This is a genomic window from Flavobacterium sp. (assembly GCF_032153895.1).
GTDB lineage: Bacteria > Bacteroidota > Bacteroidia > Flavobacteriales > Flavobacteriaceae > Flavobacterium.
On record NZ_JALDYN010000026.1, the window covers coordinates 1 to 16,426 of the forward strand.

At 39.2% G+C, this 16,426-nt stretch carries 12 protein-coding genes; 9 read left to right on the forward strand and 3 right to left on the reverse strand.

Annotated elements, in window-relative coordinates:
• Together RUH60_RS09090 and RUH60_RS09095 are read right to left on the reverse strand one after the other, a co-directional pair.
• Window positions 1-940: electron transfer flavoprotein subunit alpha/FixB family protein (locus RUH60_RS09090; RefSeq protein ID WP_313807560.1), on the reverse strand; the 940-nt coding region annotated here is incomplete at its 3' end.
• Window positions 941-979: 39 nt separating this feature from the next.
• Window positions 980-1,726, reverse strand: coding sequence for an electron transfer flavoprotein subunit beta/FixA family protein (locus RUH60_RS09095; protein WP_313807562.1), 747 nt, complete (start codon window positions 1,724-1,726; stop codon window positions 980-982).
• Between the two features lie 325 nt (window positions 1,727-2,051).
• Between RUH60_RS09095 and RUH60_RS09100 the strand changes: the two genes are divergently transcribed.
• The 9 genes from RUH60_RS09100 (at window position 2,052) to RUH60_RS09140 (ending at window position 16,003) form a co-directional block, all read left to right on the forward strand.
• Window positions 2,052-3,029 (forward strand): pyruvate dehydrogenase complex E1 component subunit beta, encoded by a 978-nt coding sequence (locus RUH60_RS09100; RefSeq protein WP_313807564.1) that lies wholly within the window; start codon window positions 2,052-2,054, stop codon window positions 3,027-3,029.
• A gap of 68 nt (window positions 3,030-3,097) precedes the next feature.
• Entirely contained in the window at window positions 3,098-5,578 is a 2,481-nt protein-coding gene (locus RUH60_RS09105; protein WP_313807566.1) for a DUF5686 family protein, read from the forward strand.
• Complete coding sequence (locus RUH60_RS09110) at window positions 5,578-6,180, forward strand: DNA-3-methyladenine glycosylase 2 family protein (protein ID WP_313807568.1); 603 nt, start codon at window positions 5,578-5,580, stop codon at window positions 6,178-6,180. The genes RUH60_RS09105 and RUH60_RS09110 overlap by 1 nt, the downstream gene beginning before the upstream one ends.
• 108 nt (window positions 6,181-6,288) lie before the next feature.
• Complete coding sequence (locus RUH60_RS09115; RefSeq protein ID WP_313807570.1) at window positions 6,289-6,819, forward strand: inorganic diphosphatase; 531 nt, start codon at window positions 6,289-6,291, stop codon at window positions 6,817-6,819.
• Between the two features lie 112 nt (window positions 6,820-6,931).
• Entirely contained in the window at window positions 6,932-9,502 is a 2,571-nt protein-coding gene (locus tag RUH60_RS09120; protein WP_313807572.1) for a sodium-translocating pyrophosphatase, read from the forward strand.
• 83 nt (window positions 9,503-9,585) lie between these two features.
• Window positions 9,586-11,853: a family 20 glycosylhydrolase gene (locus tag RUH60_RS09125; protein WP_313807574.1), complete on the forward strand. Its 2,268-nt coding sequence runs from the start codon at window positions 9,586-9,588 to the stop codon at window positions 11,851-11,853.
• Between the two features lie 12 nt (window positions 11,854-11,865).
• A complete protein-coding gene (locus RUH60_RS09130) occupies window positions 11,866-12,870 on the forward strand; it encodes a N(4)-(beta-N-acetylglucosaminyl)-L-asparaginase (RefSeq protein ID WP_313807576.1) in 1,005 nt (334 codons plus the stop codon).
• Window positions 12,867-13,535 carry a copper homeostasis protein CutC gene (locus RUH60_RS09135; RefSeq protein WP_313807578.1) on the forward strand — a complete coding sequence of 223 codons (669 nt, stop codon included), beginning with the start codon at window positions 12,867-12,869 and terminating at the stop codon, window positions 13,533-13,535. Before RUH60_RS09130 ends, RUH60_RS09135 begins: the two co-directional genes overlap by 4 nt.
• Entirely contained in the window at window positions 13,535-16,003 is a 2,469-nt protein-coding gene (locus tag RUH60_RS09140; protein ID WP_313807580.1) for a beta-mannosidase, read from the forward strand. Before RUH60_RS09135 ends, RUH60_RS09140 begins: the two co-directional genes overlap by 1 nt.
• Here the strand turns inward: RUH60_RS09140 and RUH60_RS09145 are convergent.
• On the reverse strand, window positions 16,000-16,389 hold the full coding sequence (locus RUH60_RS09145; RefSeq protein ID WP_313807582.1) for a hypothetical protein: 390 nt from the start codon (window positions 16,387-16,389) through the stop codon (window positions 16,000-16,002). The genes RUH60_RS09140 and RUH60_RS09145 overlap by 4 nt on opposite strands.
• Window positions 16,390-16,426 lie beyond the last annotated feature (37 nt).

The window sequence follows — 16,426 nt, forward strand, 5'->3', positions numbered from 1 at the left end:
ATTTTTCAATTAAGGCAGGAACGATTTGGAAAGCGTCTCCTACAACTCCGTAATCCGCTACTTTAAAGAAAGGAGCTTCCGGATCAGAATTGATAACTACTTTTACTTTAGAAGAGTTGATTCCGGCAATATGCTGAATCGCTCCAGAAATTCCTACTGCGATATACAAGTTAGAAGCAACCGGTTTTCCAGTTTGTCCAACGTGCTCGCTGTGTGATCTCCAACCTAAATCAGAAACTGGTTTTGAACAAGCTGTAGCAGCTCCTAAAACGGATGCCAATTCTTCAATCATGCCCCAGTTTTCTGGACCTTTCATTCCGCGTCCGGCAGAAACCACAATTTCAGCATCGGCAATCGTTACTTTTCCAGATACTTTTTCAACTGATTCAACTTTTACAGAGAAATCAGCATCGTTTAATGATGGAGAGAAATCTTCTTCAGTTAATGATGAAGTAGTTTCAACCAATCCGAATGAGTTTTTAGCAATCCCTAAAACTTTTACATCAGTTGTAAGTTCAGTGATGTTGAAAGCTTTGTTTGAAAATGCATTTCTTTTCACTGTGAAAGGAGAAGTGCTTTCCGGTAATGCTACTACGTTAGAAGCATAGCCTGCATTCAATCCTACAGCTACAAGCGGAGCTAAGTATAAAGAATCTGTTGTAGAAGATAAGATAACTACTTTTGTTCCTTCTTTTTGAGCGGCTTGTTTGATAACATCTGCGTAAGCTTTAGCGTTGAAAGCACCTAATTTATCGTTAGTTACTTTTAATACTTTGTCTACACCGTATTTTGATAAGTCAGAAACGTTTCCTGCATTCACTGTAACAGCGGTAACAGTTGTTCCCATTGCTGAAGCTACCTTTTTAGCATAAGAAGCTAACTCGAAAGCTACTTTTTTAAATTTTCCTTCTGCGGATTCCGCGTATATTAAAATTGACATAGTCTTTTTTGTTTAAAGTTTAATAATGAAAGAATTCTATTAGATTACTTTCGCTTCGTTATGTAATAAGTTGATTAATTCGTCTAAGTTGTCCGGGCTAACCAATTTCACTGCTGATTTAGCAGCTGGCTTTTCAAATTTTACTGATTTAGTTTCAGCGTTTGCAGCAACAGGCTCTAAAACTTGTAACGCTTTGGTTCTTGCTGTCATGATTCCTCTCATGTTCGGGATGCGCAAGTCTTTTTCGTCTACGATTCCTTTTTGACCTCCAACTACTAATGGTAAGTTAGCTGAGATGGTTTCTTTACCGCCATCAATTTCACGAACTGCTTTTGCAGCTGTTCCGTTGATGTCTAATCCGATACAAGAGTTCACGAAATCTGCTCCGGTTAAAGCGGCTAACATTCCTGGAACCATTCCGCCGTTGTAATCTAAAGATTCTTTTCCGGCGATTACTAAATCGTAGTTTCCTTGTTTAACAACTTCTGCTAATTGTTTTGCTACGAAAAAACCGTCAGTTGGGTTAGCGTTTACACGGATAGCTTCATCAGCACCGATGGCTAATGCTTTTCTTAAAGTAGCTTCTGCATCGGCTCCACCAACGTTAACTACAGTTACATTAGCACCTTGTTGTTCTTTGAACCAAATAGCTCTTGTTAAACCAAACTCGTCATTAGGATTGATTACGTATTGTACACCGTTAGTGTCGAATTCCGTATCACCGTTAATGAAATTAATTTTTGAAGTAGTATCAGGCACGTGGCTGATGCAAACTAATATTTTCATTGTTATAAAGTTATAAGTTGATTATATTTCTGGGCTACGAATTTAATCAAATAATTTCAATAATTTACTATGCATGCATAATAAATGCGATTTTGTTTGTAAATCGATATAATCCTTGAATTAAAAGCATAAATCGATTGTAAAAAAGGTTGATGATTGAGTTATGTTTAAAGTTAAATTCAACTTGGTAGATGAAAAATGCTGAAACGCTATCAAATTTCATCAAAAACCTGAAATAATTTGTGTTATACTTTAATATATGTGCCATAACTGATATAAAATTTTTATTTTTGCCTTTCAATAATTTTTGGATAAAGAAAAATACATGAGAACGATACAGTTTAGAGAAGCGGTTTGTGAGGCGATGAGCGAAGAAATGCGTCGCGATGAATCGGTATATTTAATGGGTGAAGAAGTAGCGGAATATAACGGTGCCTACAAAGCGTCGAAAGGTATGTTAGATGAATTCGGTCCAAAACGAGTAATCGACACGCCAATCGCAGAACTTGGTTTCGCAGGAATTGCAGTAGGTTCAACAATGAACGGTTGTCGTCCGATTGTGGAATTCATGACCTTCAACTTCTCGTTAGTAGGTATCGATCAGATTATCAACAACGCAGCTAAAATGCGCCAGATGTCTGCCGGACAATTTCCAATGCCGATGGTATTTCGTGGTCCAACAGCTTCTGCGGGACAATTAGCAGCTACGCACTCTCAGGCTTTCGAAAATTGGTTCGCCAATACGCCGGGACTTAAAGTTGTAGTTCCTTCCAATCCATATGATGCGAAAGGTTTGTTGAAATCGGCTATCCGTGACAATGATCCGGTAATCTTTATGGAATCGGAACAAATGTATGGTGATAAAGGAGAAGTGCCAGAAGGTGAATACACAATTCCGTTAGGTGTTGCCGATATCAAAAGAGAAGGAACAGATGTGACTATAGTTTCTTTCGGAAAAATTATCAAAGAAGCCTATACTGCTGCTGACGAATTGGCAAAAGAAGGAATTTCATGTGAAATTATCGATTTAAGAACGGTTCGCCCGATGGATTACGAAACGATTTTAACATCGGTTAAGAAAACTAATAGATTAGTGGTGTTGGAAGAAGCTTGGCCATTTGCATCCGTTGCTTCTGAAATTACCTATATGGTTCAGGAAAAAGCGTTCGATTATTTGGATGCTCCGGTACAAAGAATCACTACTGCCGATACGCCAGCACCGTATTCGCCAACCTTGTTAAAAGAGTGGTTGCCTAACGCGAACGACGTGGTAAAAGCAGTGAAAAAAGTACTATACAAGTAAGAAAAAATACTTTATATTTGAAACTTCATCAGCAGTACGTTGATGAAGTTTTTTTTTTTTGAAAGAATATGAAAAAAATTATCCTGTCTTTAGTTGTTTTATTTTCTTGGGTTTCCCTTTTGGCGCAAACCAAAGTAGGTGGTGTGGTGTATGATGAAACGAACCAACCGATGGGATATGCCAATGTGTTTTTTAAAGGATCTACCGAAGGAATTGTAGCCGATGAAAACGGTCGTTTTTATTTGCAATCGGATAAAACATACAAAACACTCGTGGCTTCGTTTGTTGGTTATAAGGCAGTTGAAACGAATTTGCCTCAAGCGGTTAATCTGAATTTAAAAATTAAAATCGTACCGGATAATCAAATTCAGGAAGTTAAAATCTATACCGGAAAAACCTCAAAGAAAAACAATCCAGCCTTGGATATTCTTCGTAAAATTTGGGAACGCAAACGAAAGAACGGTTTGCACATGTTCAATCAGTATCAATATGATAAGTACGAAAAGATTGAATTTGATTTGAACTCCATTGACAGTGCTTTCATGTCGAGCAAAATTTTCAAAGGCATGGAGTTTATTTGGGATAGAATCGATACTTCACGCGTAACCGGAAAAGCCTTTTTGCCAATTTTTTTAAACGAGAATTTGAGTCAGGTTTACGGGGATAATGTCAGCAATCGTAAAAAAGAAATCGTTACTGCGAGCAAAAACTCCGGTTTAGGACAAGGCGATGGAGTAAGCACGTTTATCAAGGATCTGTATGCCGAATACGATATTTACAACAACTACCTGAAATTTTTCGACAAGGATTTCGTGAGTCCGCTTTCTCGTACCGGAATCAACGTTTATAATTATGTGTTGGCTGACAGTGCTTATATCGACAACAAATGGTGTTTCAATATTATTTACTATCCGAGACGAAAGAACGAATTAACGTTTAAAGGAGATTTTTGGGTAAATGACACGACGTTTGCGATTAAAAAAATCAATTTGGAAGCCAGTAAAAGTGCAAACATCAACTGGGTTAAGGAAATTTATATTGAACAGGATTTTGAAGTATTGAACGATTCGGTTTTCTTGTTGAAACGCGATCACATGATGTCGGATTTCAGTTTTTCAAAGAAAGAAGAATCCAAAGGAGTTTATGGCAAACGAACGTCTTTGTATCGCAATCATCAGTTTAATATTCCGAAGGAAGATAAGTTTTACAAAGAAGAAGTCGATAATTTCGATCCGGAAGTCTATAGTAAAACCGATGAATTCTGGAGTGAGAACCGTTTCGAAAACCTGAATAAAAACGAAAAAGGAATTTACGGATTGTTGGATACTTTAAACACTATTCCGAAGTTCAAGCGTATCTATAATTTAGCCACGATTTTAGCCAGCGGCTACATTGAAATTCCAAAATGGAAGATGGATTACGGACCGCTTTTCTCGACTTTTGGCTATAATAATGTCGAAGGATTACGTTTGCGTGCCGGCGGAAGAACCTATTTTGGACCCAACGACCCATGGCGAATTCAAGCTTACACCGCGTATGGTTTTAGTGATGGTCAATTCAAGTACGGAATTTCAGGGAAAGTGTTGCTGAATAAGAAAAACCGTTTCATTTTATCCGGAGGGAACCGTCGCGATATCGAGCAAATTGGAGTGAGTCTAACGACAACCAATGATGTTTTAGGACGAAGTTTTGCCTCCAACTCCTTGTTTTCGAGTGGAAATAACGACAAGTTGACTTCTATTAATTTGTCGATGTTGTCGGCAGAAATGGAACCGATTAAAAACCTAACTTTTCAAACCGGGTTGACGTATCGTACTTTGAAGTCGGCTTGGGATAAATTCAGTTTGGATTATTTTGACGAAGACGGCAACATCCAAAGTCAAGTAAAACAATCCGAAGTGAATTTCATGGTGGATTACACGCCAAAGCGAAAAACCATCGGTCACGGCGTAGAACGACAATTAGTGGACTATAATTTCCCAAGAGTTTTTGTAAATTACAGCCAGGGAATGAAAGGGGTTTTAGATAGCGACTTTAACTATCAAAAACTGCAGTTGTATTACCGTCACCCAATTTTAATTGGAGGCTTCGGGCGTTTGTTTCCGACCTTCGAAACCGGAAAAATTTTCGGGAAAGTACCGCTTGGTTTGATGGGAATCATTCCGGGTAATCAATCGTATTTTCAAATCGACAATACTTACAACTTGATGAATTACTACGAATTCGTGGCTGATGAATATGCTTCGGTACATTTGGAGCATCATTTTAACGGGCGTTTGTTTTCTCGAGTGCCTTTGTTAAGAAAATTGAACTGGCGTGAAATTATTGGTGTAAAAGCGGTTTATGGCAATGTTTCTGATGAAAATATCGCCATCAATGCTTCAGGCTTAACGTATCGTGCGCCTACGGATGGTTATTGGGAATACCACGCTGGAGTCGGGAACATTTTTAAAGTATTACGTATTGATTTTGCATGGCGTGGAAGTTACCTAAACTTGCCGGATGCTAATAAATTTGGTGTAAAAGCATCGTTCGGATTCTATTTCTAATGGATTCCATAATTGATATTTTAATCGCCAAAGAAGAAAAGTTTAAAACAATCGTCGAGCTGTACGGCAGACCGGTTTTCGTAACACGACTTCCGGGTTTTGAAACGTTGTGTTTGCTTATTTTGGAGCAACAGGTTTCCATTGATTCTGCCAAAGCGACCTTTCTGAAAATCAAGAAAGCGATTCCAAATTTTATTCCTGGAAATATAGTTGTTTTTTCCGATGAAGACTTTCGTAGTTGTGGGGTAAGCCGTCAAAAAACATCGTATTTAAAAGCACTTTCACAAGCAATTTTAGACAGGCAGTTGGATGTGGAAAGTCTTGCCTCTAAAGATGCTGAAACGGTTCGTGCTGAATTAATCCAAATCAAAGGCATCGGTCATTGGACTATCGATGTCTATCTAATGTTTTGCCTGCAATCGCCCGATATTATTCCGTTAGGAGATGTTGCGGTAGTGAATACCATCAAAGAGTTGTTCGATATCCATGACAAAGAGACTATGGAAAGTTATGCTGAAAACTGGAAGCCGTATCGTTCGGGAGCTACTTTTTTTCTTTGGCATTATTATCTCAGAAAACGAGGCCGAAAGAACCCATATTAAAATTGCATCAAATTAATGCTAAATTTCTTTTTTTAGAATTGATGTTTCTTGTAAATCAGCTTGTTTTGTACTACTTTTGCACCCTCAAAATTAAACAAGTAAATAAAAATGACAGCTGATAAAGTAACCACTTTTGATGTATTAGTTGAGATTCCACGCGGAAGCCGAAACAAATACGAATACGATTTCGATTTAAAAAGAATGCGTTTTGACAGAATGTTGTTCTCTTCAATGATGTACCCTGCAGACTACGGTTTCATTCCTGAAACTTTAGCTTTAGATGGTGATCCGTTAGACGTATTGGTATTGGTTACCAAACCAACTTTCCCTGGATGTGTGATTGAAGTAAAACCAATCGGTGTATTTCACATGGCTGATGATAAAGGACCAGATGAGAAAATTATTTGTGTACCGGTTTCAGACCCAATCTGGAATAAATTAGACGATTTGAGCGATATGAACCCGCACTTAGTGAAAGAAATTGAGCACTTCTTCCAAGTATACAAAGATTTGGAAAACAAAAAAGTTGATGTAGAAGGATGGGGTGATTTAAACGAAGCAAAAAGAATCTTAAAAGAGTGTGTTGAACGTTTCAATGCTATCGAAAATAAACCGGAAGGCTTGTTTAGTATTAAATAATAGATTTCCTAAAATTTTATAAAAAAAGCAATGTTCTGTAAAGAATGTTGCTTTTTTATTTGTTTGGGTTTCGTTATATTTACGAAAATTAACTAAATACCAAACCAAATTTATGGAGAAAATGATTGTTTATGTGCCGATAGTATTGGCCATATTAGGTCTTGTGTTCATGGCTATCAAAGCATCTTGGGTGAAGAGTCAGGACGCAGGTGACGAAAAAATGCAAGGCATTTCGAAAAGTATTCAGGAAGGTGCCATGGCATTCTTAAAAGCTGAATATCGAATTTTGGCTGTCTTTGTTATTATTGCTTCAATTGCTTTATTTGCCGTTTCCCGATTTGTGGAAACCTCGCATTGGATTATTGTTGTTGCGTTTGTATTCGGAGCGTTCTTTTCCGCTTTAGCTGGAAACATCGGAATGCGTATTGCTACTCAGGCAAATGTCCGTACAACGCAAGCTGCTAAAACCAGTTTGCCGCAGGCTTTAAAAGTTTCCTTTTCAGGAGGAACCGTTATGGGCTTAGGTGTGGCAGGTTTGGCTGTTTTAGGGTTAAGTATATTCTTTATATTGTTCACCAATATGTTTGTAACCGGAGCAGGTAATTTTTATGATGAAATGACCATTGCTTTGGAAGCATTAGCAGGTTTCTCTTTAGGAGCCGAATCCATTGCACTTTTCGCTCGTGTAGGTGGTGGAATTTACACTAAAGCTGCCGACGTAGGTGCTGACTTAGTAGGAAAAGTAGAAGCCGGAATTCCGGAAGACGATCCGCGTAACCCGGCAACCATCGCCGATAACGTAGGGGACAACGTAGGAGATGTAGCCGGTATGGGAGCCGATTTGTTTGGTTCGTATGTAGCAACAGTTTTAGCCTCTATGGTTTTAGGAAACTATATCATTAAAGATATGTCGGAAGCGGCGGGTGCTCAGTTTTCGGATGCGTTCAATGGAATGGGACCAATTTTACTTCCGTTGGTTATCGCCGGAGTTGGAATTTTGTCTTCCATCATCGGAACTTTCTTCGTGAAAATCAGTAATAATGATGCGAAAGAAGCACAAGTTCAAGGTGCTTTAAACTTAGGAAATTATGTTTCGTTGGCGTTAACGGTTGTTGCATGTTGGTTCTTAATCGACATGATGTTGCCGGAAACTATCAATATGAAATTCTTCGGAGAAGGCATCAAAGAAATTCCAAGCCGTCACATTTTCTACGCAACTTTAGTTGGTTTGGCGGTAGGTTGGTTGATTTCTGCTTTCACAGAATATTATACTGCTTTAGGTAAAAAACCAGTTTTGAACATCGTTCAGAATTCTTCAACAGGTGCGGCTACTAACATTATTGCAGGTTTGGCTACGGGTATGAAATCGACTTTTTCGTCTGTAATCCTTTTTGCTTTAGCAATTTGGGGTTCTTATGAATTGGCAGGTTTTTACGGAGTAGCAATTGCTGCTTCAGCAATGATGGCAACAACAGCGATGCAATTAGCCATCGATGCTTTCGGACCAATTGCTGATAACGCAGGAGGTGTAGCCGAAATGAGCGAATTGCCAAAAGAAGTACGTCAAAGAACCGACGTTTTAGACTCGGTAGGAAATACAACTGCAGCCGTAGGAAAAGGTTTTGCGATTGCTTCGGCAGCGTTAACGGCACTTGCTTTATTTGCTGCGTATGTAACCTTTACGGGAATTGACGGTATCAATATTTTCAAAGCCGATGTTTTAGCAGCCTTATTTATCGGAGGAATGATTCCGGTAATTTTCTCGGCTTTAGCGATGCAATCCGTAGGAAAAGCAGCGATGGACATGGTAAACGAGGTTCGTCGTCAGTTCCGGGAAATCCCTGGAATCATGGAAGGAACCGGAAAACCTGAATACGGAAAATGTGTGGATATTTCTACGCAAGCCGCTTTACGCGAGATGATGTTGCCGGGAGCCATTACGATTATTACGCCAATCATTGTTGGCGCTTTAATGGGAGCAGAGGCACTTGGTGGCTATATGGCAGGAGTTTGCGTTTCCGGGGTACTTTGGGCAATTTTCCAAAACAACGCCGGTGGTGCTTGGGACAATGCAAAAAAATCGTTCGAAGCCGGTGTAATGATTAACGGGGAAATGACTTTTAAAGGTTCCGATGCACACAAAGCTGCCGTAACTGGAGATACAGTTGGAGATCCATTCAAAGATACATCGGGCCCATCGATGAACATTTTAATCAAATTAACGTGTTTGGTAGGCTTGGTAATTGCTCCGATTTTAGGAAGCGGACACGGTTCTTCTGATGCGAAAGCCGCCTGTTGTTCCAAAACAGAAATGCATGCCGGACATCACATGAAATGCGACATGGCTAAAATGGCAACCATGACCAAAGACGAATGTGCTAAAATGTGTGACGAAATGGGTTGTTCCGAAGAAGAAAAAGCGATGTGTATGTCGCATTTCGACGAAAACGGTAAATTCATGAAAAAAGCCGATTGTAAAATGGCCTGTTGTGCAGAAAAAGGCATGATGACTAAAGAAGTTTCGAAACAGATTTCAATCAATAAAGAAGTGGTTGACGGTAAAGTAAAAGCAACCGTAAAAATCACTTCCGATGTTGACGGAAAAGCCACAACCGAAGAAAAAGTATTCGAAGGCACCGAAGCTGAAGTTCAGGCACAAATCGACGCATTCAGGGATAAATAAACCCAAAATTGTGATAATAAAAAGCTCCGCAAGTTGTGGAGCTTTTTTTATTTAGTACTTTTAGCAAAACAACACACTATTAAATGTTACGCTTTTTTATTTTTTTAGGGCTACTGATTTCGGTTTCAGGAACGGCGCAAAATGCGTTGCCTTTACTTCCGCAACCCAAAGAAATGCAGGTTCAAAATGGAAATTTTATCTTAAACAAAGCAACATTGCTTTTAGCTGAAAATTCTCAAAAAAGCAATGAAATAAGACTATTCAATCAGTTTTTACAATCCAATTATGGCTTTCAACTGTTAACGGTCAATAATTCCAAAAGTTCAGAGAATATAATTCAGATACAAGTTGAAAATCCAGAAGCTAATGATTCAGGAGCTTATCAGTTAGAAGTAACCGCTCAGCAAATCCGAATTTTTGCCAAAAGTAATTTAGGTTTGTTTTATGCGTTTCAAACTTTACAACAATTGCTTCCTGTTGAAAAAATAAGCGAGTTAAAAGTTTCTTGTGTTAAGATAAAAGACGAACCCAAATATTCCTGGCGTGGCATGCATTTAGACGTTTGCCGTCACTTCTTTCCGAAGGAATTCATCAAAAAGTACATCGATTATCTGGCGATGTACAAAATGAATACCTTTCACTGGCATTTAACCGACGATCAGGGTTGGCGCATCGAAATCAAAAAATATCCAAAACTAACCGAAGTTGGAGCATTCCGAAAAGGTTCTATGATAGGTCATTATTCCGAACAAAAATTTGACAATAAACTTTACGGAGGTTTTTACACGCAGGAAGATATCAAAGAAATTGTAGCGTATGCGAAAGAGCGTTATATCACTGTAGTTCCTGAAATCGAAATGCCTGGTCATGCCGTTGCGGCTTTAGCATCTTATCCGGAATTGTCCTGTACGGGCGGTCCGTTTGAAGTGGCGAAAATTTGGGGTGTTTTGGATGATGTGTTTTGTCCGAAAGAAACCACTTTTCAGTTTTTAGAAGATGTTTTGTCGGAAGTGATAACATTATTTCCTTCAGAATACATTCACATCGGCGGAGATGAAAGTCCTAAAGTTCGTTGGAAAAATTGTCAGCATTGTCAGGCTTTGATAAAAAAGGAAAACCTGAAAGATGAACACGAATTACAGAGTTATTTCATCAAGCGCATCGAAAAATTTGTAAACTCCAAAGGCCGAAAAATAATCGGTTGGGACGAAATTCTCGAAGGCGGTTTAGCGCCCAACGCAGCCGTAATGAGCTGGCGCGGAACTGAAGGCGGCATCGCAGCAGCCAAGCAAAAGCATCCTGTAGTAATGACGCCGGGATCACATTGTTATTTTGACCATTATCAAGGAGAACCGAAGAATGAACCGATTGCTTTTGGCGGTTACACCACAGTAGAAAAAGTATATTCGTTCAATCCGACACCTGATGCATTATCGAAAGAAGAAGCCAAATATATTTTGGGAGCGCAAGGCAATCTCTGGACGGAATATATCGAAACGCCAAACCATGTCGAATACATGATTATGCCCCGAATGGCCGCTTTAGCCGAAGTGGTTTGGGGAACTTCCAGTCCTAATAATTATAAAGATTTTCAAGATCGATTGTTGCAACATTTCTCGGTTTACGACCAACGCGGTATCAATTACAGTAAAGCAATTTTTGAAGTAACTTCCAAAGTAAGTCGTGCGGAAAATGAAAACGGAGTGCTTTTTAGTTTGAAATCCACCAATCCGAGCATTCGTTTCACTACTGACGGAACATTGCCAACTTCAACTTCGATGGTTTACCAACAACCAATTGTAATCGACAAAAGTCAAACCATAAAAGCAGCTTACTTCGAAAACGAAAACCAGAAAAGTGCCGTAATCGAACAAGTTTTTTCAGTTACAAAATCCACTGGGAAAAATATCAGTTTGGTGCATCAGCCTCACGAAAATTACAGTTTGGGCGGAAGTTTTACTTTGGTAGACGGAATGCGTGGCGACACGGCTAGATTTGGTCGTGACTGGATTGGGTTTTCAGGAAAAGATTTGATAGCCACCATCGCTTTAGGAGAAAAACAAACCATTTCAAAAGTAACGTTAGATGTTTTAAGCAGTGAAGGCAGTTGGATTTATTATCCGAAAGCAATTGAAGTTTTAGTATCTGTTGATGGAAAGAATTTCAATTCAGTTAAAAAAGTAACGACTTCTGAAATTGGAAAAATGAAAGGAATTGTAAGTGTAACGATCGGCAAACAAAAAGCAACGCACATAAAAGTAGTAGCAGTCAATGCAGGCAAAATTCCAGACGGAAAACCCGGAGCTGGCGCTGAAAGCTGGTTGTTTGTAGACGAAATCATGGTCGAATAAAAATAATTTGAAATGGCAAATCGCAGAAATTTTATAAAAACCACCGCCATCGCTTCCGTAGCCGTAGCGTTGAATGCTTTCAGAGGAAAATCCGATGAGCAGGAAGAAGTAGTAAATGTCTCAGGAAAAGTAAAAAAACCAATCGTTCTTTCCACATGGAATTTCGGAATTCCTGCTAACGAAGCCGCTTGGGAAATTTTAAAAAATAAAGGTCGTGCTTTAGACGCCGTTGAAACCGGAGTTCGTATTCCCGAAGGCGACCCGAAAGAGCGAAGCGTTGGTTACGGCGGACGACCAGACCGCGATGGACGGGTAACTCTAGATGCCTGCATCATGGACGAATTTTCCAATATCGGTTCAGTGGCTTGTCTGGAACACATCAAACATCCAATAACAGTTGCAAGAGCGGTTATGGAAAAAACGCCGCACGTGATGTTGGTTGGGGAAGGAGCGTTACAATTTGCTTTGACACAAGGACATAAGAAAGAAAATCTTTTGGTGGAAGCTTCTGAAAAAGAATGGAAAGAATGGCTCAAAACCAGTAACTATAAACCAATTGTCAATATCGAAAATCACGACACCATCGGTATGATTGCTTTGGACGAACACGGCAATTTATCTGGAGCTTGTACGACCAGCGGTATGGCGTATAAAATGCATGGTCGCGTTGGCGATTCGCCCATTATCGGTGCGGGTTTGTATGTGGATAACGAAATTGGAGCCGCAACGGCAACCGGTCACGGCGAAGAAGTCATCCGAATTGCGGGCTGTCATTTGGTTGTGGAATTAATGCGACAAGGGAAATCACCCCAAAAAGCTTGTGAAGAAGCCGTAATGCGCATCGTAAAACTGACTAAAAATCGGAACAAAAATCTAAAAGATATTCAGGTAGGTTTTATCGCTTTGAACAAAAAAGGCGAGCACGGAGCTTATTGTGTACAAGGCGGATTTAATTATGCCAAACACGATGAAAGCGGAAATACATTATTAGATTCGGATTATTATTTGAAAGCATGAAAAAAATAGAAATAGCCTGTTTTACTTACGAATCGGCTTTGATTGCGCAAGAAGGCGGAGCCAATCGAATCGAATTTTGCGATAATTTGAAAGAAGGCGGAACCACTCCGGATTTTGAAACAACCAAAAAACTGCGGGAGGAAATTGCCGTCGATCTGTATGTGATGATTCGTCCGCGTGGAGGAAATTTTTGTTATTCTGAAGAAGAATTCCAACAAATGAAAACGGAAATTGAACGTTTCAAAACTATCGGCGTAAATGGTTTTGTATTCGGAATTTTGAATGAAGATAAAAGTATCAATGTGCTGCTAAATTCAGAATTGGTTGCAATTGCGAAACCGTTTCCGTGTACGTTTCATCGTGCTTTTGATGAGGTGAAGGATGTTTTTCAGTCGTTGGAAAGTGTGATTCAATGTGGTTTTTCAACGATTTTAACTTCTGGAACCATGCCAAATGTGGTCGAAGGAATTTCGGTATTGCAACAATTGGTCGTAAAAGCCAACAATCGAATCGTCATTATGCCGGGTGGCGGCTTACGTTCCTCAAATATAAAACTGATACGAGAGCAAACCAACGCCGGATTTTATCATTCCTCAGCCATTACTGACGGAAGTGAAACTGCCAATATTGATGAAGTAAAAGCTTTAAAATCAGAATTGCGTTGATGAAAAAAATACTGTCTTTTTTATTTGTTTTTGTGTTTATCGGAATCGTTTTCGGACAAGAATACCATCGTGATTTAGGCGAAGAAAACTGGCAATTCAGAAAATCAGGCGATACAAAATGGTTGAAAGCAACCGTTCCGGGTACCGTTCATACGGATTTGGCTAATAATAAAATTATTGAAAATCCTTTCTTCGGAACCAATGAAAAACAATTGCAATGGATTGAAAACGAAGCTTGGGAATACGAAACCAATTTTACAATTTCTCCCGAAGATTTAAAACAGGAATTTATTGAACTGCAATTTGACGGATTGGATACGTATGCCGAAGTTTTTCTCAACGGAAAATCCATTCTGAAAGCCAATAATATGTTCCGAATCTGGAAAATTGAGGTAAAAAAACTGCTAAAAAAAGGCGAAAACAATTTGAAAGTCGTTTTTGAACCGGCTGTTAAAAAAGGAAAAGAAGAGGCTAAGAAGTTGCCATATACTTTGCCGGGCGACGAAAAAATATTCACCCGAAAAGCGCAATATCAGTACGGTTGGGATTGGGGACCTCGTTTTGTAACCGCAGGAATCTGGAAAAAAGTCCAATTGCGTTTTTACAATTCCGCAACCATTGAAACGGTAAAATTTGAACAAAAAAGTTTAACCGATTTAAAAGCCGAACTAATTTTTCATGTTACGGTAAATTGTCAAAAATCAGGGAATTATAGTATTCAGCTTAATGAAAAATCTGAAAATTTCAATCTGAAAAAAGGAAGACAACAACTGAAGGTTCTGTATGAAATTCAAAAGCCGCAACGCTGGTGGAGCAATGGTTTGGGAGAAGCGCACTTGTATCCTGTTCAAATCTTTCTTTCCCGCAACATGCAAACCTTAACCGAGAAAGAACTGAATATAGGTTTGCGAACCATCGAATTGGTTCAGGAAAAAGATGCTAAGGGCAAAAGTTTCTACTTCAAATTAAACGGTGTTCCGGTGTTTATGAAAGGTGCGAACGTGATTCCGCCAGACAGTTTTCTGCCCAGAGTCAAAGATTCAGTATATCAAAAAATGGTAAAAGATGCGGTCGATGCTAACATGAACATGCTTCGAATTTGGGGCGGAGGTGTTTACGGCGATGAAGCGTTTTACAACGAATGCGACAAAAACGGCATCTTGGTTTGGCAGGATTTTATGTTCGCCTGCGCCATGTATCCGGGAGATGAAGCATTTTTTCAGAATGTAAAACAGGAAGTTATTGACAATGTAAACCGTTTGCAAAATCATCCAAGTTTGACGCTTTGGTGCGGGAATAACGAAAATGACGAAGGCTGGCACAATTGGGGCTGGCAGAAACAATACAAGTATTCCGCTCAGGATTCTACGAAAATCTGGAACGATTACAAAAAGTTGTTCCACGAAGTGATTCCGCAAACGTTGGATAGTATTTTGCCGAAAGAGAAGAATGTTTATTGGCCGTCATCGCCTTCCATCGGTTGGGGACGAAAAGAAAGTCTGTTGCAAGGAGATTCTCATTATTGGGGCGTTTGGTGGGGCATGGAACCGTTTGAAGTCTACGAAAAGAAAGTAGGTCGTTTTATGAGCGAATACGGTTTTCAGGGCATGCCGAATCTGGAAACCTTTAAAAATTTTGCAAACGAGAACGATTTACATTTAAATTCCGAAGCCATAAAAAACCATCAAAAACACCCGACTGGTTATCAAACGATTCAAACTTATATGGAGCGCGATTACAAAATTCCTGAGAAGTTTGAAGATTATCTGTATGTTTCTCAGTTGCTACAAGCCGAAGGAATGAAAACCGCAATTGAAGCCCATCGTCGCGCCAAGCCGTATTGTATGGGAAGTTTGTATTGGCAGTTCAACGATTGTTGGCCGGTTACGTCGTGGAGTTCGGTGGATTATTTTGGGAATTGGAAAGCCTTTCATTATCAGACGAAGCGCAGTTTTGATGAGGTTTTGGTTTCGGTTGCCGAAGAAGAAAATCAGTGTAAAGTGTATGTGGTAACTGATGACTTGACTGAAAAATCCGCACGATTGAATTTGCAATTATTGTCCTTTAACGGCGACGTTTTATGGCAAAACACAATTCCTGTAACTGTCGAAGCAAACTCTTCAAAAGTATATTTTACAGTCGATAAAAAGGATTTTGGAAATTTCAATCCGAAGCAGTCGGTACTTTCGGTTCAGTTGTTGTTTTCGGATTATGTTGAAAAACTAGCAATGCATTATTTTGCCAAACCGAAGGAAATGCAGTTTCAGCAACCTAAAATTGTAGTAAGTCAATTGGATGACAATACGATAGAAGTAACCACCGATGTTTTATCTAAAAACGTTTTTATCAATGCGGAAGGCGTAAAATTCGAAGACAATTACTTCGATTTATTACCGGGCGAAACTAAAGAAATTCGTTTTGAAGGAACCATTAAAACCGTTTCCGTGAAAAGTTTGAATCAGCTTTAAAAACCACCAACCGCACCAGCGCCAGTAGTTACATTTGAACCAATTAAGAAAATTAGCAAGCCAGCAAAAACGGTTCCTGCAGCAATGCTTACCAATCGGGATTTGGGTTTGTTGATAATTTGAATCCGTTGGATTTCTTCAGTTTTAATTGGTTTTTGGATGATGTTGGAGCCCGATTCTTCCAAACCGAAATAAGTGCTGTCTGTTTTGATAATGCTTTTGTATAATAGTTTTTGCTTGTCTGTAGTAATGATTCTAACCCGCTGATTGGATACAGAAGCTTCTTCTAGCGTAACCGGAACTTTTTGATACACCTGACAATTGCTGAACAAAACACTAATTGTAAGCAGCAAGCAAAGCCATCGATATTTCTTGAAAATTAGCATTGTCAGTTCTTTTTGGTATAAAAAATCCCGACTAAAT

Bases quoted from the DNA above. Each gene is read 5' to 3' on its own strand.
- RUH60_RS09095 (WP_313807562.1), bottom strand. From the start codon at position 1,726: ATGAAAATATTAGTTTGCATCAGCCACGTGCCTGATACTACTTCAAAA.
- RUH60_RS09100 (WP_313807564.1), top strand. From the start codon at position 2,052: ATGAGAACGATACAGTTTAGAGAAGCGGTTTGTGAGGCGATGAGCGAA.
- RUH60_RS09105 (WP_313807566.1), top strand. From the start codon at position 3,098: ATGAAAAAAATTATCCTGTCTTTAGTTGTTTTATTTTCTTGGGTTTCC.
- RUH60_RS09110 (WP_313807568.1), top strand. From the start codon at position 5,578: ATGGATTCCATAATTGATATTTTAATCGCCAAAGAAGAAAAGTTTAAA.
- RUH60_RS09115 (WP_313807570.1), top strand. From the start codon at position 6,289: ATGACAGCTGATAAAGTAACCACTTTTGATGTATTAGTTGAGATTCCA.
- RUH60_RS09120 (WP_313807572.1), top strand. From the start codon at position 6,932: ATGGAGAAAATGATTGTTTATGTGCCGATAGTATTGGCCATATTAGGT.
- RUH60_RS09125 (WP_313807574.1), top strand. From the start codon at position 9,586: ATGTTACGCTTTTTTATTTTTTTAGGGCTACTGATTTCGGTTTCAGGA.
- RUH60_RS09130 (WP_313807576.1), top strand. From the start codon at position 11,866: ATGGCAAATCGCAGAAATTTTATAAAAACCACCGCCATCGCTTCCGTA.
- RUH60_RS09135 (WP_313807578.1), top strand. From the start codon at position 12,867: ATGAAAAAAATAGAAATAGCCTGTTTTACTTACGAATCGGCTTTGATT.
- RUH60_RS09140 (WP_313807580.1), top strand. From the start codon at position 13,535: ATGAAAAAAATACTGTCTTTTTTATTTGTTTTTGTGTTTATCGGAATC.
- RUH60_RS09145 (WP_313807582.1), bottom strand. From the start codon at position 16,389: ATGCTAATTTTCAAGAAATATCGATGGCTTTGCTTGCTGCTTACAATT.